A 20,369-nucleotide genomic window follows, 5' to 3' on the forward strand; every position below is an offset into this window, starting at 1 on the left:
CAAGAGTGATCCGTGGGTGGATCGAACATCGGCGGGCGGGCGAACGCCGGGCCGTCTTAGCGCCGTGTTGAGCCGTAAACGCCAGAAGCTGGCGCGGGCTGGCTAGGTCGAACTCTCATCGAGCAGTTTGCCCGGATGGCAGCCAAGTATCGAAGCGAGCCGACCAATAACACGTACGGACGGGTTGCGCCGCCCCCCTTCAATGCCTCGGAGGTAGGTCACGTCGATCTCGGCGTCGTAGGCTAGCTGCTCCTGAGTGAGCTTCTGCTCGACACGCAGCCGACGCACGTTCCCGGCAAGGATCTTGATCCAGTCCATCGACCAGACTGGAAACGCCAACCCGTCCGCGCTCTAGGGACTATAGTCCCTATTTCGTTGACAGCGTCGTTCACCACGGCAGTGTTGGCGGCATGTTCGATCTATGGGCCGCAGAGCACTCGGTGCTTCGGGAGAAAGTCTTGGAACGCGTTTTCCTCACCGAACTTTCCAGGGTGCTCCTGATCGCGTTCAAGACGCCATTCGAGGTGCTTCGCTCCGAGTTTGATGCGAACGGGTATGACGTGGTGGTGGAGGCGCGAGGCATCATCCGCCACATCCAGCTCAAGGCGACGCGCGTGGGCGGCAAACGCGCAAGCGTGGACGTAAATCTGGCCTTGGCCGAGAAGCCGGGCGGGTGCGTGGTCTGGTTCATGGCCGACCCCGCGACGCTTTCGGTCGGCCCGTTCTACTGGTTAGGCGGGGAGCCGGGGCAATCCCTCGCCGTCCCCGATGGTGCAGTCGCCCGGCATAGTCGCGCGAACGCATCAGGCGTGAAGGGCGAGAGAACAGCGCTACGCCGTGTGCCGATGCGGCGATTCATCAGGATGGAGACGGTTAGGGAAGTGGCAGAGGCGATGTTCGGCGCTGACCACGGCCACCTGCTCCACGCCCATCTGTCAACCCGAGGCGTCGACCCGGCCACACTCGACGTCTCCGAGCGGCTTCCGTGGAAGGACTCCACCGGGCTCGCTCAAATGATCGACGGGTATGTGCTCGCGGAGGCGGCGGGGCTTGGCGACCCCGCCGACTATTTGGCTCGCGCTAGGGCGGTCGCTGAGGCGACGGGCCAGTGGCGCGGTTCTGCTTTGGAGCTGTGGGTCGCGCTATTCCTCGAGCACCGGCGCGACCATTTCAGCGGTTTTCTGGTCGGGAATGACATAGCGGTCGCCTCGCCACCATTGCTAAATGAGCTTTGCGTGTCGCTAGTCTGGGCGCTCAGGCGAACCTTCCCCACTCGGATCTCGTGATGGGGCATGTGCAGGCCAGCCACGAGGTCGTGGAAGGCCTGCACGTCGATGCCAGCGGGCACGTTCATCGCCCATACTCCCAAGGCTTGATGCCCCAGGAGGATGATGTCGCGTTTCAAGGCTTCGGGGAGCCGCCCCCGCTCAGTTGCCCGAGCAGGTCACCTATGTGATCGGACGCTGCGTCCGGCGCGTCGCGCCAGAGATCGTCTTCCATCCAGGGATCGTCGCGCACCCACCGCGGCTCGGGCCGGCCGTAAACGCCGATCGCGACGGGCCGGCGCTTGTAGCCGAGCACGTCCAGGTCCTGCCCGACCTGTCGCCGGGCTTCCTCGTCGAAGTGCTCGGGGTCGCCGCCGCAGAGGACGAACGCCTCCAAGTCGGTGACGATCTGCTCGCCCGCGAGAGCCTCCCGCATGACGCGGTAGCGCACGCGGGGCGTCATGAAGTTCCCCTCCTCGTCGTAGCGGTCCATCCGTCAGCCCCCCGCGAAGCCGCCATGGGGCGTCTGCGACGGCCAGGTGGACTGGCCTCGCGACCCCACAGGCGCCCAGCCCTCGACCACGAACGCCGGCGCGGCGGCACTCACGTCGACGACGGCAAAGGATGCGAGCGCGCCCGCCCTGACTAGGGCCTCATCGGCGGCACGGGCAGCGGCGACGGTCGCGCCCTGCGCGACCACGGTGTTGCGCTGGTCGGCGCGGCGCTTCTCGGATCGATCGGCGTAGAATACGTACGTGGGCATTGCTCAGTCCTCCTCGTCGTCGGAATAGGGATCGCTGCCGGCCTGCTCCTCGGCGCGGCGCATCAGCGCGGCATTGATGTCGCGGTGGGGGTTGCGCCCGTTGCTCTCGAACGCCGTGTCGTCGTGCGCCACCTCGTGGGCCAGCCGCTCGACCTCCATCAGGGCTTGGGACACGCGGCGGAACTCGTCGCCCACCAGGGCCTCGGCGAGCTCGGAGGGCGCGAACGGCCGCCGGTCCACGTCGAGGTCACTCATGCGCGAGCAGAGGGCCGCGGCGAGCTCCATGTCCCTAGTGGCGGCGGCGAGCTCTGCGAAGGACGCGAGCTTGGCAGGGCCGGAGCCGGCGATCTGCTGCATCAGCCGGCTGCGGCGTTCGCTCCCCAGGCTGCCGCGCATCAGCATCTGGACGGGGGAGGTGTAGTGCGGCTTGACGGCGAGGGCCGTCGCCATGTGCTTGCCCGCCTCGCGGACGTGGATCAGTCGTCGCTCGGCGCTGTCCCGCTTCAGCTCGTTGCGGAAGCCTGCCACCGCGCTGTTCACCGTGGGGATGCGCTGCTGCTGGGGGAGGTCGGCGAGGGACCGGGCCAGCTCGCCCCGACGCCCCTCGACCTTGTCTTTGAGCGAGCCGATGAGGCGCTGCTGCCCCTCCCGATTGCTCCTCGCCTTTTGGAGCGTTGCCATCACGTCCATCTCGGACGCCCAGGCCGTGCCCATCTTGGCCTTCCTTACTGCCATCTTCGTGCTCCTTTACCGGGTCTGCGTCGCGCGTCGCCTGAGGACCGAAGCCGGCGCGGCTCATGCCGCGGATCGTTCCCGCCAACGCGGAGGGCCCACCCACTCGGCGGGCCGCACGTCAGGAGAGATGCTTCGGATCGGGCGGCGCGCGGACCATCATCCGTGGTCGACCCAAGCGGATCGACCGCGGTTGTCGTCAGGCGGTCCGCAACCGCTGACGGCAGTAGTCGCGGATCGTCGCCTCCGGCACGCCCGATAGTACGGCGTCGATGCCGATAAATGTCGACTTGGACACCCAGACCAGTTCGCGAGCGGCGGCGCGGCACTTGGCGGCGCTCTTGGCCTCTGCGGGGCTGAACCCAAAACTCGAGTGACGCATGTATGCAATGTCGTCGCGAGACACGTCGACGTGGGCCTTCTTCGGCTTCTTACGCATATTGATCTCCGCAAAAACGAATCGCCCGTTCGTCGGGCGGAGGTCCCAATGGGGACACGCAAGCGCGGAATCGACCAACGTTTACACCCGTAGCCGATATAGCCTGGTAGCGGCAGTCAGGGCACTTTTCAGATGGGCTAAGCTGAAGCTAAGCTGTGCGAACACTCCCCGAGCAAGAAGGCTGAAAAGTGACAGTACCTGCCTATCGTCTTGCCATCGCGGCAACGGCTCCTGAAATGCACCAGATCGCTGCCGCCATTACCGGCTTTATGCCTGCGGCGGCCGCAGCAATCGCGGCGCAAGCGTCGAAGATTCAGAACACCGGCGTTAACATTTTCGGTTGCTACGAACACCAGCCAGGGGAGCCAATCGTTGGATTAACGCGCGGCCCCATCGAGCAGATGGGCGGCATACCCGACTAGCGCCCCGTCCGAACTAACTCTTTCTGACTGCTTGAGCCTAAAAGTTGCGGCACGTGAACCGGGCCCGCGTCCAGACCAGGCCGTAGCGGATCGCGTCGGCACCATGGTCGGGAGCGTCGCTGTCCAAGTCCTCTAAGTCGCGAGGGTCGCGGGGAATGGTGGGCAGCGTCTCCCAGGCGTAGTTGCAGAGGCGCGAGATGTAGAGGCCGGGGAGGTCCGGCGAGCCTGCCTGCGACAGCATGGTCCGCATCCGCTGCCACCCCGCTTTGCGGGTGCCCTTGCCGCACGGGCTGAACGAGACGCCCTGCTGAGAGAACTCGTCGGCGATTGTCGCCGCGGCGTAGCCGCGGGCGCGGGCGAAGATCGCGTCGTCCGCGGCCCCGTCCGGCGCCACGCCCCACCGGGTGCACATCTCCTTGATGGCCTCCGCCAGCCGCGGCACCGTCCAGCCGAGCCCCTCGCTCGGTCGGTTCGGGCGGGCGGTGGCCAGCTCGTCCAGGGCCACGACCGAGCCCCGCGGGTAGTACCGCCCGTCCGGCCCCACCGTGCCGGGGGAGCGGGCCATGACGTAGGTGGCGGAAGGGGACGCCGTTCCGAAGTCGTGGGCGATGAACGCCTCCCAGCCGGCGGGGACCTCGGCCCAGGGATCGACCGCGCACCGCTCAGGGGACAGGCAACCGGCGAAGAACGCGCCGCGGGCGACCGACCAGTCCCCCTCGGTCCAGGCGCGGAACAGCTCCTCGTCGCCGGCGCAAGCGGCACGGAGCTGGCGGCGGTAGTCGTCCGAGTCCAGGTGCGGGTTGTCGAGGTAGGTGCTGGGCGCGTGGGCGCAGAGGCCGCCCGCCTCGGTTGCGAACGGCACCCAGGCGCGGCCGGGGAGAACGTAGCGGGAGGCGACCCAGTGGTGGCCGGCCCCGCCGGGGTTGCCGGCGTACACCGTCCGCAGCGGCACGTCCTTGGGGCCGCGCAGATTCGAGCGCAGCATGTCGATAGCCAGCGGGTCGGCCCACTGGGTGAGCTCGTCCACCATGATGAGGGTGAAGGACCGGCCCTGGACCTTGTCGTAGGCGGCGGGCGTGTCGACCTGGGCGAGCTCCACGTAGCCGTATGGGAGCCTGAAGACGTGCTCGGTGGAATTGTAGGACGCCGCCGAGCCGTAGGCCGCCGAGAACAGCGAACGGAGCACCAGCTCGAAGTCGGCGAGCCCCTTGTAGGTGCGGCGCACGTAGAGGACGCGGGCCTTCTCCCGGTACTGCTCGACGTGTCGCAGGATCAGCAGCGCCTTGCAGTGCGACTTGCCGCCGCCGCGCCCGCCGCCCAGGAACAGGTCGACAGTCTCCGGCACGCTGAGCACGCGGGCCTGGTACGGCGTAGGGGCCATCTCCTCGGTCACCGGGACGCCCCCTCGACCGTGCGCATGTAGTCGTCCACGCTGGCCTGGGCGCCCGGCAGGTTGATGGTGACGTTGACCCGCTGCTCGGTCCCGCCCTGCGGCGCGCCCTGGTCGCGGTAGCCGTGCCGGCCCTTCAGGGCGAAGATGATGGAGGTCGTGTCGCCAGCCCGCGCCTTGTCCATCAGCAGCCCGACCAGCTCGTCCTCCTCGAACTTACGGGCCTCGGCCAAGGCGGAGGCGATCCGCTCGTCCTCCACCTTCAGCCGGCCCCAGGTCCGATAGTTCACGCCCAGGGCGCGGGCGATCGAGACCTCGGACTTGCCCTGGCGGATGGCCGCGATGACCTCCGGCACCGAGTCCTTGGGCACGACGTACTTGGGCTGTCCGGGGCCCCGCCGGGGTGCAGCCGGCAGCGGCGCGCTGTGCTCGGCGCGGTGCTCGGGTTCGTCTGCCACGCTCAACTCCTTGTTTCGGTTGGGCTTCCCGCGCCTCCACCCTCCGATCGACGATCAGAGGGGCTCGCTCCGGGATGCCATCGCGCGCGTTTTGTGCAGCGGGAACCGCGCTTTTGTTGACCAGCGGTGTCGGTCCGGTCGGGTGAAGATCGAAGCTGGGCGCCTTGGACGGAGATGGCGCGGTAGACGAGTAGACCGGTAGACAGGCCGCTTCCGAGCTGCCGATGCGAGCCGGCCGGCAACAATGACCACCAGCTCGGCTCCAAAGTCGATCCAACTCAGATTTTGGGAAAGTGCTTGTCTACCTTGTCTACCCCGTCGAAAAACTCAGCATTTTCAAAGCGCAAAAGGTAGACAAGCCACACTCCGCGCGCCGGTCTACCTGACCGATCCCCATGTCTACCGCGTTAGCATCAGTTCCTGCTGGAGATGCCGGGGAGCGACGAGGCTCCCCGGCGGAACGTTAGACCTGCTTGGTGTGCGCAAGGAACGCGTCGATCCGGGAGGCCGGGCCCCTCTGCTCCCAAGCATCGTGGTCGCGGATCGACCACAGGTTCCAAGCCGGGCGATCTCCCTTGGTGTAGCGGCCGTGCCGTCGCGCACCCAGTTGGCTGTCCAGCCAGTCCGGCAGTCGGGCGCGCAAACCCTTCCCCCGAAGTCCGCTCGGCACGGCGTCGTAGACGTCGTCAAGCCGCACGAGGTCGAAGTCGAACGGGGCGGAACCTTCCTCCATCTGATCGAGAAGGTACTGCTCCGCTTCCCCCTGCGACAGCCGCCGCATTTCTGCCTTGCCCCGCGTCGCCGGCGCCCGGCCCTTCGGATCGAGGTTGATCCGCCGCTGCTGGAGGAAGTGCTTGACCGCTGCGGGTCCGTCACCTTCCAAGCACGTCCACAGGCGGTCGTAGTACGCCTGCTCCCTCGGTTGCACGTCCGAGAAGACGACGAGCCACCTACGGTCGCCGTCCTCGATCGGCAGCGAGTTCTTATGGTTCGTGAAGCAAAGCAGGTTCAGGAAGTTGGGCGTAGTATAAGCGTTCGTGTGCATGAGCCGGATGCGGAGGTAATCTTCGGTGACTACCGGCTTAAGCCGGTTCGCCACCTCCGCCTCCCCAAGCGCCATCATCTCCTCCAAGATCGCGAGCTGGGCACCTTCCTGCCATCCGGTGAACTGCTCCCTCACCTCGGAGCTCGTCGGCATCGACACGTTCCGGTCGCCGATCATGGTCCTGATCAGCTTGCCAAGGAAGCTCTTGCCGGTTCCCTGCCTGCCCCTGACCAGTAGCGCGTAATGCACCTTCACGAACTGCGGGGCGACTAGAAACGAGAGGTAGTCTAGTACGTGGCCGCGCTCGATCTCGTCGGGGAACAGATAAGCCATGTGCTCCAAGAACACTGACACGTCCCCCGCCCTCGGCTCGACGCCAGACGGACGCCAAAGGTTGTACCGGCCGGCCCACGGGCCGGTCGCCACGAATTCGGGCTGGCTGGGAACATAGGCGAGCGCCTCGACGCGGCTGATAGGCAGCTTGCCCTTCCAGACGGCGGCGCAGATGTCTCCTTCGGGCCAGCGGTGCCAGAACATCGACTTGAACTGGTCCTTGCTGAACTTCGTGGTGTCGGACCGACGGACGAAGCGCTCGATGCCCGCGACCCAAACCCACTGGTCGGACAGCGCGGCCGACGCCGGTGCTGCGGACGAACCCTGGTCGTGGGTCGGCGCCTCAAAGTCCGGCTCGTCTGCGAAGTCGTCCTCCGCAGTGGGCCGCGGGATCAGCTCGCCTCGGCCGACCTCATGTAGCGCCTTGAACAGCGTTCGGCAGGTAACGCGGCGACCGGCGACGTCCGCGTGAAGGCTGTCCCACCGCCTGCCAATCACATGCGCGTCATCCCGATATTCGGGATCGCCCGTGGACCACGCGATGAACTTATCCCGGCCATCACCGCCGGTGGCGTGGTGGCAGGCCATCATCAGCTCCCGCCAGCGGCCCTCATCCCGAAACTTCGTAACGTCCAAGCCCTCGAGCATCACCTCGAGTTCCTCCGGCGTGAAGCCGCCGCCCGTGTCAGCGCCGGCCGTCGCAACGCGGCGGGCGGCGAGTGCTAGCAACGCGTCGGGCGCACGACGATCCGGAAGCTCTGCAATCGACACGGCGAGCGGATCGGAGTCCCACAGGTACGGCTCCCCGGAGGTGGGATGAGAGGACCCGGCCGCGACCACCTGGCGGCCGTGCGTCTTGAACTCGACGCCCTGATACGTTTCCAGGCTGTCCACCAGCAGCGCTTCATCCGGCTTCAGCATGTAGACGTGGTAACCGCCCGAACCCGTAATGACGCGAGGGTAGTCGTCGAAGTCCACGCCGAGATCGTCCTGTAGGCGCTGATACGGGTCATCGCCGTCCAAGAAATTCCTGGGGTCCACGTCGACGACAAGGTCGCAGGGCCGCAGTCTCACTCCGACGTTCTTGCCCTCCGCGAGGTGCTGCCGGGCGGCATCGAAGGACAACGGCAAGGCATCCCGCCAGCCGGAGAGCAATGGAGCCTTGCCGATCTCCTGTCCCTTCGAACCCAGTGCTCGCGGCGAATGAAGCGGGATAAGCTCCAAGCCGGTCTCTCGGTAGGCATCAAGCGCGTCGGGGGCGAACGACGGCTGGCGAGGGGCACGGGACGCGGCAGGGATTGCCGTACCGGAGCTGCCCTTTCCATGCGCTTCCTCGACGGGCGCGCCGCCGATCCCATCGGCGCGCCCGTCCCCTTCCTCATAGCTCATCGGACCTGCTCCCCGCGCACGAACGCGTCGAGGGCGTCCACGTGGTACCGGACCAGCTTGCTCTGAATGACGTGGTAGCGCGGGCCTTCGCCCCGCGAGCGCCAGGTCTTCATGGTTCCAGGCGTGCAGCCGAGGTACTCGGCGGCCGCCTCGTTGTCGAACCAGGGGCTACGCTTATGGGTGTCGAGGACGCGCCGTATGGCGTCCTCGATCATTACGATCGAGTCGGATTGCACCTGCAATCTCCCTTCTAAGAGGTGGAAGATTGCCGGACTCGTCTCGATTAATCAGGGGCAGGCCGGCGACCGCTGCGCACGCCCGCGTAGGGCTCCCTCAGTGCGCACGACCTGATTAACCCAGGTCGACTGAACAAAGTATCAGCATTCGCAATTTTTTCGTGTGAGGCCGCCGGCTGGTAGTGTCTCAGTTTGAATTTGGCTGACTGATAACCTCGACCGGCCACCGCCACGATGAGTAAAGATACTCACCCCCATCCGCGCGGTCGGTGAGCTTCGCCCGAATGAGAAAGCGCGTTCCGACTGGGTACTCTTCACTCAGGGGCTTGGCGCACTCCACCTTCAGGGTGGTTGGGTGACCTTGTCCTTCAACGGGCCGGACGTGCACCTTGCCGTGCAGCCCCGAGGTGCGGCTAGGTAGGAAGCTCTCCACAACCAGCGTTTCGTAGTCTGTGTCTTTGGCCATTACGCCGCCCGCTTCTTGTATGGTCCGCGGATTTTAGAAGCGAACGCATCGTCGCGCTCGTCCTTGATCTCCCTAGTGGCGATTTTAGCGATCATATCGTCACCGGCCACCCGATCGCGTCGGCCGCGCGCTTCTTTCCGTTGAAGTCTTTAGGCATCGGGCTTCTCCTGCTCGCTTTGGATGCGAGCTTTCGCCCGTTCGCAGATTTCGTCCAACTCTTGACGTATCCATTGGACGTCAAGAACGCTGCGCGCCTCGGGATAACCATGCTTAAAACGCAACATCTGCTCGATGATGAGCCATCCGCTGTACTCGCCAGTCCAAGCGAGCTCCCGCGCTAAGCGGCGTACTTCGCCTTCGCGAATCTGCTTCCGTGTAACCTTGGCCACATTGCCTCCAAGCTTAGCGCACAGCATAGCACGGCGGGGCGCCGAGCGCACTCCGATCAGCGGCTAGTTTGAAACTGAGAAACTACCCGTCGGCTCGCCCGCGCCTTTCGCCGGCGCGTACCTGTCGCGGTCCCCGCGGCGAGGCTCACGACCCGTGTACAAGTTCCTCCAGGGCTTGCGCGTGCGTCCGCAGGTGCTCGACCAGGTGCTCAGCGTGGACGTACCCGCCGGATGCGCCTGGCAGCTTCTGGCCGAGCAGCAGGGCGCTCTCCGCGTAAGGTGCCCCGCTGGCGATGTAGAGGGTGCGGGCGTGGTGCCGGTACTCGTGGGGGCTGGGAACGTCGTGGTCGGGCTCCTTCGGCTCGGTCACGTGCCCGCAGGCGCTGGTGGCGGACGGCCACAGCCACGGGCTGTTCAGCGGAGCGTCTGCGGCCATGCGGGCGCGGAGCCGCTCGGTCAGCCGCCGGCCCATCGGGAATAGCATCTGCCCGCCGGTCTTCATGTGGCGGAAGCGGATCACGCCGCGGTCCAGGTCTACGTCGTCCCGGCGCACCTGCAGGAGGGAGGATCGGCGGGCGCCCGTCAGCATCATGGCGACGTGCAGGTCGCGGCGGATCGGCGTCAGCTTCTGCACCTCCTCCCACCACGCCTTCAGATCGAGCGCGTCGACCTCACGGCGCTTCGGTGACGGCACGCGCAGCACTGCGACCGGGTTGCCGCCGATCGTCTCGTCCATCCGCATCGCCGTGTTGATTGCCGCCCGGAGCGTCCGCATGGCGCTCGCGGCGGTCGTCTCGCCACGCTGCTTCTTCAGCGCGTCGAACAGATCGCGGACCTCCTGCCGGGAGATGTCGGTCACGGCCCGGTTGCGGAATCGGGTCAGGTAGCGGTCCAGGTGGTAGCGGTAGCCCTCCACCGTGCGCGGGCTGTACCGCTTCTCCGACAGGTGGGCGTCCAGGGCCTGCTTGAGAGTGATGCCGCTCTCGGCCGGCCCCGCGGTCGGGTCCACGCCCGACTGGATCGTACTCATCAGCGCCTTGGCGCGAGTTCGAGCCTCGCGAAGCCCGATCCGGTCGCACCGGTCGATCTTCACCCGAACCGTGCGGACGTGGCGGCCGTTCCGCCGCACGTCGCCCTGCACGGCGTAGGTCCTTGTCGAGGCGTGGCACAGGACCATGAGACCCTTTACCTGCTCGTCCCGATGGATGCCCGACCCAAGGGGGAGGTCCCTGATCCGTGCCTCGGTCAGGTTCACGACTGCCATAATCTGTCTCCATGAGTACCGGCCTGAGCACCGAGAACGCGCTCTCCGTGAGCGGCTCAGGTCGACCTAGATGTCGTGAAAACGGTGCCCCGCGAACCATGATTGGCTCAGGTTTACAGCCATTTACTCCAGAGAGCTGAACTCTTAATCAGCGGGTCCTTGGTTCGAGCCCAAGTGCGTCCACCAGAGTTTCCAACGGCTTCGCAGCGATGCGAAGCCGTTTTGCGTTAGGCCGCCCCTGACTTTCCCCTTTTCTGGCGTGGGTGATCTGACCCATAGCCGGTCATTCGCGGTTCGTTTTCGGCTTCCCAACTTCAGACATTTGTTCATCGAAATATTTGTGGTCGGCTTCCGGGCTGCCGACGCGGGAGCGAACTTATAAGACGCGATCGCTCGCCATCGACCGCGTGCCAAGCCTCAGTTTAGGATGGCGCCGCTGTTCGCCCGCGTGAAGGCTTCGTCCGGATCAGGCGTCGCGCCTCTGTCCTGAGGGCGATCGCCGTATCCCGGTCGCTTGGCGAGATCGTTCCATCGACCCAAAATATCGACCTTGTAGACCGGTTCGCTCCAGTCGTTCGCACGACCTCGTCAAACGCGATCGATACTGCGTCATCGCCATAGCCGAGGATGCCGGTCACCCTCTCCGTGATCGCGTCAGCAAGCCGGCTTCTGATCGTCCGACTTGCCCGGCCATAGCTTGACGATGACGTGCGGTACCACTCAGCCCTTCGCCAACGGCGCGAGATATTGCTCGTCGCTCACCTTTTCCATCCAGGTTACGGGTGTGCCATTCACAGATTCCTGGATGGCGATGTGAGTCATGGCGTCATGCGCGGTCGCGCCATGCCAGTGCTTGTGTTCAGGGGGGCACCAGAGCTGGTCGCCCGCATGGAATTCGAGCTTCGGTCCGCCCTCGACCTGCGTCCAGCCGACACCTTCGGTGACGATGAGCGTCTGCCCGGCCGGGTGGGTATGCCAGGCGGTGCGTGCGCCCGGCTCGAAATGGACCACGGCACCGCCGACGCGCGACGGCTCGGGCCGCTGGAATTGTCCGGTGATCGTGACCTTGCCGGTGAAATACGCGTCGGGGCCGGGGACCGTCTTCAGGTCTGCCTTGCGGGATATATCCATCTTGCTCTTTCCTTGCTGTGCGTGTGCGACGCCATTGGACGCCAGGAGAATTGCCGAAATTGTCAGAACTCTGATCATCATCGTCCTCGATAAACAGTGCGCAACGCTGCGGTGGCCCTCTGCTGTGAAGCCAAAAATCATAATTGCTGCGCGGTCGGGCGGAAGATGATCTCGTTGACGTCGACATCATCGGGCTGACTGATCGCAAACGCCGCCATCCTGGCAAAGCTGTCGGCTGAGATACCGACCTTGCCGACATAATCGCTGTTTGCGGAGCGGACGCCCTCGTCCGAGATCTGCTCGAGCAACTCGGTCTTCACCGCGCCGGGGCACAGGATAGTGGTCCGGATGTTGTAGTCCTTCACTTCCTGACGGAAGCCTTCGCAGATGGCGCGGACCGCGAACTTCGTGCCGGAATAGACCGCCGATGCTGGGAAGACGACGTGGCCGGCAACGGAAGAGGTCGTGATCACCTGGCCCGATTTCTGCGCCTTCATATGCGGCAGCGCGGCCGCGATTCCGTACAGCACGCCCTTGATGTTGACGTCGACCATGCGGTCCCATTCATCCACCTTGAGGCTTTCCAAAGCCGACAGGGGCATAATCCCGGCATTGTTGATGAGGACGTCGATCCCGCCAAAGCGCTGTACGGCGGTGTCGACGAGGTTGGCGACCGCTGCACGGTCGGTAACGTCGGTCTGCACAGCCAGAGCCTGTCCGCCCGCCGCCACGATCTCTGCGACGAGCGTTTCGAGGCGACCTGTACGGCGCGCGCCGAGCACGACCGTCGCGCCGCACGCCGCCAGATGCCGTGCCGCCCCCTCGCCGAGGCCGCTCGAGGCGCCGGTAATCACGACGACCTTATCTTTGATACGGTCAGTCATTTCACTGCCCTCCATTTCAGCAATTGATCGGGGCGGCGATACGCCGACCTCGATGTGCTTACGTTGCAGACGGAATATGGGACACGCGGCAGGCTAGATTACCCGCTATCTGGTTGATGCTTCGATGAACAGATTTCATCAATCCGAACCATCAGCATCCAACGCGACTCCGCGATCGATTGGTCGACAAATCCGGGAGATTGTCTGGATGACACGCTGGTCATTCGCGTTAAATACGGCGAATACCGTTTCAAAGCACACCCGTCCAAACTGCAACGGACCCAGTAATGCCTTTGATCGATCGACGAATGCTGTTGGCGGGACTCGCCGTTGGCGCTGCCACTTCGAGGACTGCGTGGGCAGCCAATCCCGTTCTGCCGGGCTGGTACGCCGATCCGGAGATCCGCATTTTCGGCGATCGATACTGGATCTATCCGACCTATTCCGCCGACGGGCCCGTCCCCGCCCCGCCCAGCCGGTTCACCCGTTGGCAAACCCATGAACGCGCCTCGCCGACGATATGGAGCCCGTTTCTGCGACAGACGTTTCTCGACGCGTTCTCCTCGCCAGACCTGGTATCCTGGACCCGCCATCCGCGCGTCCTCGACGTCAAGGACGTCGACTGGGCGGCCTATGCGGTGTGGGCCCCTTCGGCGATCGAGCAGGATGGCCGCTATTTCCTGTTCTTCGGCGCGAACGACATCAAGACCGACCGACAGCGCGGCGGAATCGGCGTGGCGGTCAGCGACCGCCCGGAAGGCCCGTTCCGCGACGCGATCGGCAAACCCCTGATCGGCAGCATCGTCAACGGCGCGCAGCCGATCGACCAGATGGTGTTCCGCGACGACGATGGAACCTGCTACCTGTATTATGGCGGCTGGAAACACTGCAACGTTGTGAAGCTGTCGCGAGACCTCACCAGCCTCACCCCGTTCGCGGACGGCGAGACGTACAAGGCGATCACCCCCTCCGCCGACTATGTCGAGGGACCGTTCATGCTGAAGCGGCGCGGAATCTATTACCTGATGTGGTCGGAAGGCGAGTGGACGGGACCGCTGTACAGCGTCGCCTACGCTACGGCTTCCAACCCTCTCGGACCGTTCACACCGCGCGGCAAGATTCTCGAGCAGGACGCGCGCGTCGCTCGCGGCGCGGGGCATCATTCCGCTGTCTGCATCCCTGGAACGGATGATTGGTATATCGTCTATCACCGACGTCCCCTGGGTGAGACGAACGGCAATCATCGTCAGGTCGCGATCGAGCGGATGCATTTCCGTAAAGACGGCAGCATAGCGCCGGTCGTTCTGACCCAGGGCGGCGTGACGGCCCGACGCCTGCCGGTGGCGACTAAAGCGAGGCCAGGCTCTTAGGAGGCGCCATCAGCCGGATTTGCTACCGCTTTTCGTGGTCGAAGTTCGAAGACGAGCAGCGTCGACGTCGCCGTCGCGCAGAGCTGCCCCTTCTCGTTGACCAGGGTCGCCTCCGAAAATGCGGCGCGACCGCCCATCGACACAAGGCGTCCGACCGCCCGGATCTTCCCGCTGGAATCGTTCAGCGGGCGTAGAAACGACACCTTCAACTCCAGCGTCGTATAGCCGAAGCCCGGTTTCAACCCGGTGTGCGCAGCGATGCCGCAGGCACTGTCGAGGATTGCCGAGATATACCCGCCGTGCACCGTTCCCATCGGATTGTAGGACGTGCCGTCCGGCGTGGCTTCGAAGACGGCATGCCCGTATTCGACCTCGACCAGCGAGATGCCGAGCTTTTCCCCGAGCGGAGGCTGCCGCCCGGTCGCCAGCATCGCGCGAACCTGGGCAAGCCCGTCAGGAGTGATCGGAAGGTCAGTCGTCATGGGTCGATCTCACATAGCGGTTCTTGGTAAAGCAGAGGCAACGACTGGATCTCAACGATTTCCAGGCGCTCGGAACGAGGCAGCGGCGCCACGACTGGCCGCTGCGCGCGCTGCCAGTACCTGATCAACCGCCAAGACCGACCGTCTGTCCACCATCCACGACCATCGCATGACCGACCATGAACGCAGCCGAGTCGGAGCAAATGTAGAGCACCGCGGCGGCGATCTCCTCGGGCTTGCCCATGCGGCCGATCGGCTCCTGCGCGATCATCTTCTTCTGGCCTTCCTCGGTACCGCCAGACACCCGGTCGGTGATCATCGGCGTTTCGATGATGCCGGGGCAGATGACGTTCACGCGGACATTGTCGCCGATATATTCGAGCGCAGCCGACTTGCTCATTCCGATCACGCCGTGCTTGACGGCAACGTACCCGGCCTGCCCTGCAATTCCGACGACGCCTGCGCCCGACGAGGTGTTGACGATCGCGCCGCCCCCCCGCTTCTGCATCAGCGGAATCTGGTATTTCATGCAGAGGAACACGCCGCGCAGATCGATCGCGGTCATGCGGTCGAAATCCTCCTCGCTGAGGTCCGCCAGCGGGATCTGCTGCTGCTCGATACCGGCGTTGTTGAACGCGATGTCGATGCCGCCAAAGGCCTCGACCGTCTTGTCGAGCGCGGTACGAACGTCCTCGCTCTTCGAGACGTCGCAGGTGATCCCGACCGCGCTGCCCCCCGCTGCCTCGATCGCCGCGACGACCTCGGCAACGCCGTCTCCGTTCAGATCAACGACGGCGACATGTGCACCAGCCTCGGCGAAGGCGATGGCAGTGGTGCGCCCGATTCCATTGGCGGCGCCGGTGACGAAGGCGATCTTGCCTGCGTAATTCTGGTTCTGGTCGGCCATCTCGATTTCCTTCGCGCTGAAGCGGCTCGATCGCCGCGGATATGGTTCAGAACGAAGTCGGTCGATGCCGCTTCCATGAAATCCCCTCACCGATCCGGTGCAGTAGCCTCATTGGGCCGACAGGCCGCTGCGGTCGTTCCTCGTGACTAGATTTAAAGACAAGCCCGGGATTCCCGTACATGAAGCCGCATATCATCTGTCACATGGCCAGCAGCATCGACGGCAGGATCCTGCCTGAACGCTGGACGCCAAGCGGCGCGCATTCGCATGATATTTACGAGGACCTGCATGACAGGCTCGGAGGCGGGTCATGGCTCGTCGGCCGTGTCACCGGCCAAGAGTTCGCCAAGCGCGACGCGTATCCGGACCAGCCGGAGGCGAGCTTTCTCCGTACCGCCTGGCTCCCGAACCACGCGGCGGAAGCGTATGGCATCGTGTTGGACGCTCATGGCAAGATCGCGTGGGGGCGTAGCGATGTAAGCGGCGATCCTATCGTGGTCGTGCTAACCAAGGCGGTATCGGACGCGCATCTCGCGGGACTGCGCGAGGACGGCGTCGGCTATGTCTTTGCCGGCGAGACCGACCTCGACCCGCACGAGGTCGTAGAAATTCTGAATACCGAACTGGGGATCGACCGCCTGCTCCTCGAAGGCGGCGGTCACCTCAACGGCGGCTTTCTCCGTGCCGGCCTCATCGACGAGATCAGCCTGATGCTCGTGCCTGCGATCGACGGGGCATCGGGCGCTCCGGCCGTTTTCGAAGGCTCCGGCACGGCGGCTTCGGAACGGTTGCCGATCGATACTCTGGCGTTGATGAGTCATGACGTCATGGACGGCGGGACCGTCTGGCTTCGGTACCGGGTCACTCCAGCCTGACGGTTCGCGGTTTTACGGGCGTGTGCATGAGCAGCGCTCACCAAGGCATCAACGTCTGGCTGAATTGTCGGTCGGATCGTCCTTCCCTAAATTAGCATTCTTCGCAGCCAACCGTTCGTCCCCGAACCGGCACGGCACGAGCGCCCGGATCCGTCGCGATCCCCCTCCACAACGGGTCCGGGCGCATTTGGCACAATCAGGAGAGCCATCATGGCAAGTCCCATCGCCGCGGTTGCGGACACGGATGCCGCGCGCATCGACGATCGGCCCGCCCGCTGGGGCGCGGTATATGCAATGGCGCTGTGCAGCTTCGTGCTGATCGCGTCCGAGTTCATGCCGGTCAGCCTGCTGAGCCCGATCGCACACACGCTGAATCTGACCGAGGGCAAGGCCGGACAGGCGATTTCCATATCCGGGCTGTTCGCGGTCATCACTAGCCTGTCGCTGTCCTCCGTACTGGGGAAAACGGACCGTCGGATCGTGCTGCTCGTCCTGACCAGCCTGCTGGTGGTCTCCGGTGCCATCGTCGCGTTTGCGCCGACCTATCTGGTCTTCATGGCCGGCCGCGCGCTGCTCGGTATCGCCATCGGCGGGTTCTGGTCGATGTCGGCTGCGATCGCCATGCGACTGGTGCCGAGCCACGCGGTCCCCAAAGCGCTCGCGGTCATCAGTGGCGGCAATGCACTGGCCACCGTGCTCGCGGCGCCGCTGGGCAGTTTCGTCGGCAGCCTGATCGGGTGGCGCGGCGCATTCTTCTGCGTGGTACCGGTCGCCGTCGCGGCCGTGATCTGGCAGGCGCTGACGCTGCCACCGCTTCCGGTTGCAGAACGACAGAGCGCCCGCGGCATGTTCGCCCTGCTGCGCCGGCCGCCCGTGGTATTCGGCCTGCTGACCGTCGCGATGCTGTTCGTCGGGCAGTTCGCGCTGTTCACCTATCTCCGCCCGTTCCTCGAGCAGGTGACGCATGTCTCGCCGGCCATGCTGTCGATCATGCTGCTCATTCTCGGCGTATCCGGATTCATCGGCACCGTCCTGATCGGGCGGGTGCTGAACGGGGGCCTGTTCCTCACCCTTGCCGTGCTGCCAGCGTTGATGGCGGCAACGGCGGCGGCACTGACGGTGCTTGGTACGTCCGTCGTGGCGGTCGGAATATTGCTTGCGGTTTGGGGTTTCGCAGGCACGTCCGCGCCGGTGGCGTGGTGGACATGGCTGGCGCGCACGGTGCCCGACGAGGCCGAGGCTGGCGGCGGGCTGATGGTGGCGATCGTGCAGCTCGCGATTACGCTGGGCGCGACGATGGGCGGCATCGTCTTCGATGCAGCGGGTCCGCGCGCCGAGTTTCTCGCCAGCGCCGGCCTTCTTGCGATTGCAGCACTCGCCGCGGTCGCGATCGGCCGAGCCGATCGTCGCCCCGCCGCCCCTGCCCAAGCCGTAGCGGCATGAAGCAGGCGCTGGCGATCCTGCGCTTCCTGCGCGACTGTGACGAACGGGGAGAGCGGGCCGCGCTGGTGACGCTGACCGACGTCACCGGCAGCGCGGCCCGCGCGCCGGGCGAGCATATGGCGGTGGCCGAAAGCGGACGGTCGCTGGGCTCGTTTTTCGGTGGGTGCGTGGAAGCCGCCGTGATCGCAGAGGCGCAGGAGGCCCTTGCCGAAGGGCGCGCACGTCACGTGCGCTATGGCGACGGTTCGCGCTACATCGACATTCGGCTGCCCTGCGGCGGGGGCATCGACCTGCTGTTCACGCCGACACCGGATCGTCGGCAGATCGATCGCGCCATCGCCATTCTGGAACGGCGCGAGCCGGTCGTGCTCCACCTCTCGCTCGACGGGACTATCATTGCCGCTTGGTCTCGCGAGGGTGATCGCACGCGGTGGCTCGATACGATTTTCAGCGTACGTCACGATCCGGTCCTTCGGCTGGTCGTCATGGGACATGGCGCAGAGCCCGCCGCGATGCTCGACATCGCCCACGCCTATGGCGCCGACGCGACGCTGTTGAGCCCCCAGGCCTCGCTCGTCGAGGACACACGGCGGCAGGGACGATCCGCGGATCTTCTCCGGTTCGTCGGCCGCGTGGACGGATTGGCGATCGATCCCTGGACCGCGGTCGTGACGCTGTTCCACGATCACGACTGGGAGACGCCACTCCTGCTCCAGGTCCTGGAGCAACGCCCGTTCTTCATCGGCGCGATGGGCAGCATGAAAACGCATATCGAGCGTCAGCGGCGCCTTCTGGAAGCATGGGCGGAGCGCGATGATATCGCGCGGGTTGTCGGCCCCGTCGGTCTGATCAAGGCGACACGCGATCCCCAGACGCTAGCGCTCTCGATCATGGCGCAATTGGTCCAGGCCTATGAAGCGACAACGGCGCTCGAAAAGCCTCGCCCGGAGAGTTGGGCCATGAGCCATCCTCATGGTTTCATTGAACATCATGCACGCTCCAAACGGCACGGCGACGCGTTACAGTCCGAGACAATCGTTGATGTAGATCAGACAGTTACCGCGGACGCGCGGTACGGCAGCAAGAGAGATGAAGCCCATGCCCAGCATATCTGAAGTAGAGCTTTCGCGCCGTGGGCTCCTCGCGGGCAGCGCGGCGACAGCCGTGATCGCCGCATCGCCGGCCGGCGCCGTCGCGACGACGCCGCCCCAGGCTAGCGCCACGCCGACCATGCCGGTGCGGTTCAAGGTCAATGGTGAGAAGCGCGAGCTCAGCCTCGATCCGCGGACGACCCTGCTCGACGCGCTGCGCGAACACCTGCACCTGACGGGCACCAAGAAGGGCTGCGATCATGGCCAGTGCGGCGCCTGCACCGTGATGGTCGATGGGGTCCGCATCAATTCCTGCCTGAGCCTCGCGGTGATGCACGAAGGCGACGAGATCACGACGATCGAGGGCCTCGGCACGCCGGACAAGCTGCACCCGATGCAGGCGGCCTTCATCAAGCATGACGGCTATCAATGCGGCTATTGCACGCCGGGTCAGATCTGCTCGGCCGTCGCGGTCCTCGACGAGATCAAGCGTGGCGTGCCCAGCCATGCGCAGGGCGACCTGATGACCAAGCCGACCGCGACGAACGTCGAGATGCGCGAGCGCATGAGCGGCAACATCTGCCGCTGCGGTGCCTATTCCAACATCGCCGAGGCCATGGCCGAAGTCGCGGGAGCAAAAGCATGAGAGCTTTCACCTATGAGCGCGCGAAGGATGCGAGCGCCGCGGCGCGCGCGGTCGCCGGCAACCCGGCGGCCAAGTTCATCGCCGGCGGGACCAACCTGCTCGACCTGATGAAGATCGAGGTCGAGACGCCGACGCATCTCGTCGACGTGCAGGATCTCGGTTTCGACAAGATCGAGGCGACGCGTGAAGGCGGGCTGCGCATCGGCGCACTGGTGACCAACACTAACCTCGCCGCCGACGAGCGGGTTATGCGCGATTACGGCGTGCTGACGCGCGCGATCGTCGCGGGGGCATCGGGCCAGTTGCGTAACAAGGCGTCGACCGCCGGCAATCTGCTCCAGCGCACGCGCTGCCCGTATTTCTACGACACCAACATGGCGTGCAACAAGCGCAAGCCGGGTTCGGGCTGCGCCGCGATCGGCGGATACTCGCGCCAGTTGGGCGTCATCGGCGTCAGCGACAGCTGCATCGCGACGTTCCCGGGTGACATGGCCGTGGCGATGCGCGTGCTGGATGCGGTGGTCGAGACGGTCGATGCGACCGGCCAGCGCCGGTCGATCGCGATCGCCGACTTCCACCGGCTATGGGGTGACACGCCCCAGCAGGATACCGTGCTGAAGCAGGGCGAACTGATCACCGCGGTGACGTTGCCCAAGCCGCTAGGTGGCAAGCATTTCTACGAGAAGGTGCGCGATCGTGCGTCCTACGCCTACGCGCTGGTGTCAGTGGCGGCGGTGATCCAGCCAGACGGTACCGGGCGCGTCGCGTTCGGCGGCGTGGCCCCCCGCCCCTGGCGTGTCGAGGCAGCGGACGCGCTGCTGCCACGCGGTGCCGCCGCGGTGACCGCGCGTGCGTTCCAGGGCGCGACGCCGACCAAGGACAACGCGTTCAAGCTCCCGCTTGCCACCCGCGCACTGGCCTCGGTCATCGCCGAAGCGAAGGCATAATC

The 20,369-nt window shown here is 65.3% G+C and carries 23 protein-coding genes; 8 read left to right on the forward strand and 15 right to left on the reverse strand.

Going from position 1 to position 20,369, the window contains the following annotated elements:
• Nucleotides 1-102 precede the first annotated feature (102 nt).
• Nucleotides 103-318 carry a helix-turn-helix domain-containing protein gene (locus ABD719_RS12805; protein ID WP_344693768.1) on the reverse strand — a complete coding sequence of 72 codons (216 nt, stop codon included), beginning with the start codon at nt 316-318 and terminating at the stop codon, nt 103-105.
• A gap of 92 nt (nt 319-410) precedes the next feature.
• Between ABD719_RS12805 and ABD719_RS12810 the strand changes: the two genes are divergently transcribed.
• Nucleotides 411-1,286 carry a hypothetical protein gene (locus ABD719_RS12810; RefSeq protein WP_344693769.1) on the forward strand — a complete coding sequence of 292 codons (876 nt, stop codon included), beginning with the start codon at nt 411-413 and terminating at the stop codon, nt 1,284-1,286.
• A 115-nt stretch (nt 1,287-1,401) separates the two neighbouring features.
• Here ABD719_RS12810 and ABD719_RS12815 read toward each other — a convergent pair whose 3' ends face one another.
• The 4 genes from ABD719_RS12815 to ABD719_RS12830 all read right to left on the reverse strand — a co-directional run bounded on the left by ABD719_RS12815 (nt 1,402) and on the right by ABD719_RS12830 (nt 3,199).
• On the reverse strand, nt 1,402-1,758 hold the full coding sequence (locus ABD719_RS12815) for a hypothetical protein (protein ID WP_344693770.1): 357 nt from the start codon (nt 1,756-1,758) through the stop codon (nt 1,402-1,404).
• A gap of 3 nt (nt 1,759-1,761) precedes the next feature.
• Entirely contained in the window at nt 1,762-2,028 is a 267-nt protein-coding gene (locus ABD719_RS12820) for a hypothetical protein (RefSeq protein ID WP_344693771.1), read from the reverse strand.
• Between the two features lie 3 nt (nt 2,029-2,031).
• Entirely contained in the window at nt 2,032-2,763 is a 732-nt protein-coding gene (locus tag ABD719_RS12825; RefSeq protein WP_344693772.1) for a hypothetical protein, read from the reverse strand.
• Nucleotides 2,764-2,959: 196 nt separating this feature from the next.
• Nucleotides 2,960-3,199: a hypothetical protein gene (locus tag ABD719_RS12830; RefSeq protein WP_344693773.1), complete on the reverse strand. Its 240-nt coding sequence runs from the start codon at nt 3,197-3,199 to the stop codon at nt 2,960-2,962.
• A gap of 188 nt (nt 3,200-3,387) precedes the next feature.
• Here ABD719_RS12830 and ABD719_RS12835 point away from each other — a divergent pair, with 188 nt between their 5' ends.
• Nucleotides 3,388-3,621, forward strand: a complete 234-nt coding sequence (locus ABD719_RS12835; RefSeq protein ID WP_344693774.1) for a hypothetical protein — start codon at nt 3,388-3,390, stop codon at nt 3,619-3,621.
• Between the two features lie 37 nt (nt 3,622-3,658).
• Here the strand turns inward: ABD719_RS12835 and ABD719_RS12840 are convergent, their stop codons facing one another.
• From ABD719_RS12840 to ABD719_RS12875, 8 genes are all read right to left on the reverse strand, one after another.
• Nucleotides 3,659-5,014 carry a phage terminase large subunit gene (locus tag ABD719_RS12840; protein WP_344693775.1) on the reverse strand — a complete coding sequence of 452 codons (1,356 nt, stop codon included), beginning with the start codon at nt 5,012-5,014 and terminating at the stop codon, nt 3,659-3,661.
• Complete coding sequence (locus tag ABD719_RS12845; protein WP_344693776.1) at nt 5,011-5,469, reverse strand: hypothetical protein; 459 nt, start codon at nt 5,467-5,469, stop codon at nt 5,011-5,013. The genes ABD719_RS12840 and ABD719_RS12845 overlap by 4 nt, the downstream gene beginning before the upstream one ends.
• Before the next feature lie 463 nt (nt 5,470-5,932).
• On the reverse strand, nt 5,933-8,236 hold the full coding sequence (locus ABD719_RS12850; protein ID WP_344693777.1) for a DUF5906 domain-containing protein: 2,304 nt from the start codon (nt 8,234-8,236) through the stop codon (nt 5,933-5,935).
• Nucleotides 8,233-8,472 carry a helix-turn-helix domain-containing protein gene (locus tag ABD719_RS12855; protein WP_344693778.1) on the reverse strand — a complete coding sequence of 80 codons (240 nt, stop codon included), beginning with the start codon at nt 8,470-8,472 and terminating at the stop codon, nt 8,233-8,235. Before ABD719_RS12855 ends, ABD719_RS12850 begins: the two co-directional genes overlap by 4 nt.
• A gap of 615 nt (nt 8,473-9,087) precedes the next feature.
• Entirely contained in the window at nt 9,088-9,327 is a 240-nt protein-coding gene (locus ABD719_RS12860) for a hypothetical protein (protein ID WP_344693779.1), read from the reverse strand.
• A 145-nt stretch (nt 9,328-9,472) separates the two neighbouring features.
• Nucleotides 9,473-10,591 carry a tyrosine-type recombinase/integrase gene (locus tag ABD719_RS12865; protein WP_344693780.1) on the reverse strand — a complete coding sequence of 373 codons (1,119 nt, stop codon included), beginning with the start codon at nt 10,589-10,591 and terminating at the stop codon, nt 9,473-9,475.
• 720 nt (nt 10,592-11,311) lie between these two features.
• The gene (locus ABD719_RS12870; protein WP_235519790.1) at nt 11,312-11,800 is read right to left on the reverse strand and encodes a (R)-mandelonitrile lyase; all 489 of its coding nucleotides are present in this window, start codon (nt 11,798-11,800) and stop codon (nt 11,312-11,314) included.
• 59 nt (nt 11,801-11,859) lie between these two features.
• Nucleotides 11,860-12,606: an SDR family oxidoreductase gene (locus ABD719_RS12875; RefSeq protein WP_344693781.1), complete on the reverse strand. Its 747-nt coding sequence runs from the start codon at nt 12,604-12,606 to the stop codon at nt 11,860-11,862.
• A gap of 287 nt (nt 12,607-12,893) precedes the next feature.
• Here ABD719_RS12875 and ABD719_RS12880 point away from each other — a divergent pair, with 287 nt between their 5' ends.
• A complete protein-coding gene (locus tag ABD719_RS12880) occupies nt 12,894-13,976 on the forward strand; it encodes a glycoside hydrolase family 43 protein (RefSeq protein WP_243693490.1) in 1,083 nt (360 codons plus the stop codon).
• On the opposite strand, the gene ABD719_RS12885 is transcribed toward ABD719_RS12880, so the two are convergent.
• Together ABD719_RS12885 and ABD719_RS12890 are read right to left on the reverse strand one after the other, a co-directional pair.
• Nucleotides 13,973-14,407, reverse strand: coding sequence for a PaaI family thioesterase (locus ABD719_RS12885; protein WP_344693782.1), 435 nt, complete (start codon nt 14,405-14,407; stop codon nt 13,973-13,975). The two genes, ABD719_RS12880 and ABD719_RS12885, sit on opposite strands and share 4 nt — an antisense overlap.
• A 175-nt stretch (nt 14,408-14,582) precedes the next feature.
• A complete protein-coding gene (locus ABD719_RS12890; RefSeq protein WP_056024464.1) occupies nt 14,583-15,365 on the reverse strand; it encodes a glucose 1-dehydrogenase in 783 nt (260 codons plus the stop codon).
• Nucleotides 15,366-15,544: 179 nt separating this feature from the next.
• Here ABD719_RS12890 and ABD719_RS12895 point away from each other — a divergent pair, with 179 nt between their 5' ends.
• The 5 genes from ABD719_RS12895 to ABD719_RS12915 all read left to right on the forward strand — a co-directional run bounded on the left by ABD719_RS12895 (nt 15,545) and on the right by ABD719_RS12915 (nt 20,367).
• Entirely contained in the window at nt 15,545-16,240 is a 696-nt protein-coding gene (locus tag ABD719_RS12895) for a RibD family protein (protein WP_056024461.1), read from the forward strand.
• A 210-nt stretch (nt 16,241-16,450) separates the two neighbouring features.
• The gene (locus tag ABD719_RS12900; protein WP_252574838.1) at nt 16,451-17,683 is read left to right on the forward strand and encodes an MFS transporter; all 1,233 of its coding nucleotides are present in this window, start codon (nt 16,451-16,453) and stop codon (nt 17,681-17,683) included.
• Nucleotides 17,680-18,798 (forward strand): XdhC family protein, encoded by a 1,119-nt coding sequence (locus tag ABD719_RS12905; RefSeq protein ID WP_344693783.1) that lies wholly within the window; start codon nt 17,680-17,682, stop codon nt 18,796-18,798. Before ABD719_RS12900 ends, ABD719_RS12905 begins: the two co-directional genes overlap by 4 nt.
• Nucleotides 18,782-19,420 (forward strand): aldehyde dehydrogenase iron-sulfur subunit PaoA, encoded by a 639-nt coding sequence (gene paoA, locus ABD719_RS12910; RefSeq protein ID WP_056405795.1) that lies wholly within the window; start codon nt 18,782-18,784, stop codon nt 19,418-19,420. The genes ABD719_RS12905 and paoA overlap by 17 nt, the downstream gene beginning before the upstream one ends.
• Nucleotides 19,417-20,367 (forward strand): FAD binding domain-containing protein, encoded by a 951-nt coding sequence (locus ABD719_RS12915; protein WP_056024453.1) that lies wholly within the window; start codon nt 19,417-19,419, stop codon nt 20,365-20,367. The genes paoA and ABD719_RS12915 overlap by 4 nt, the downstream gene beginning before the upstream one ends.
• Nucleotides 20,368-20,369 lie beyond the last annotated feature (2 nt).

The organism is Sphingomonas cynarae, from assembly GCF_039537815.1.
GTDB lineage: Bacteria > Pseudomonadota > Alphaproteobacteria > Sphingomonadales > Sphingomonadaceae > Sphingomonas > Sphingomonas cynarae.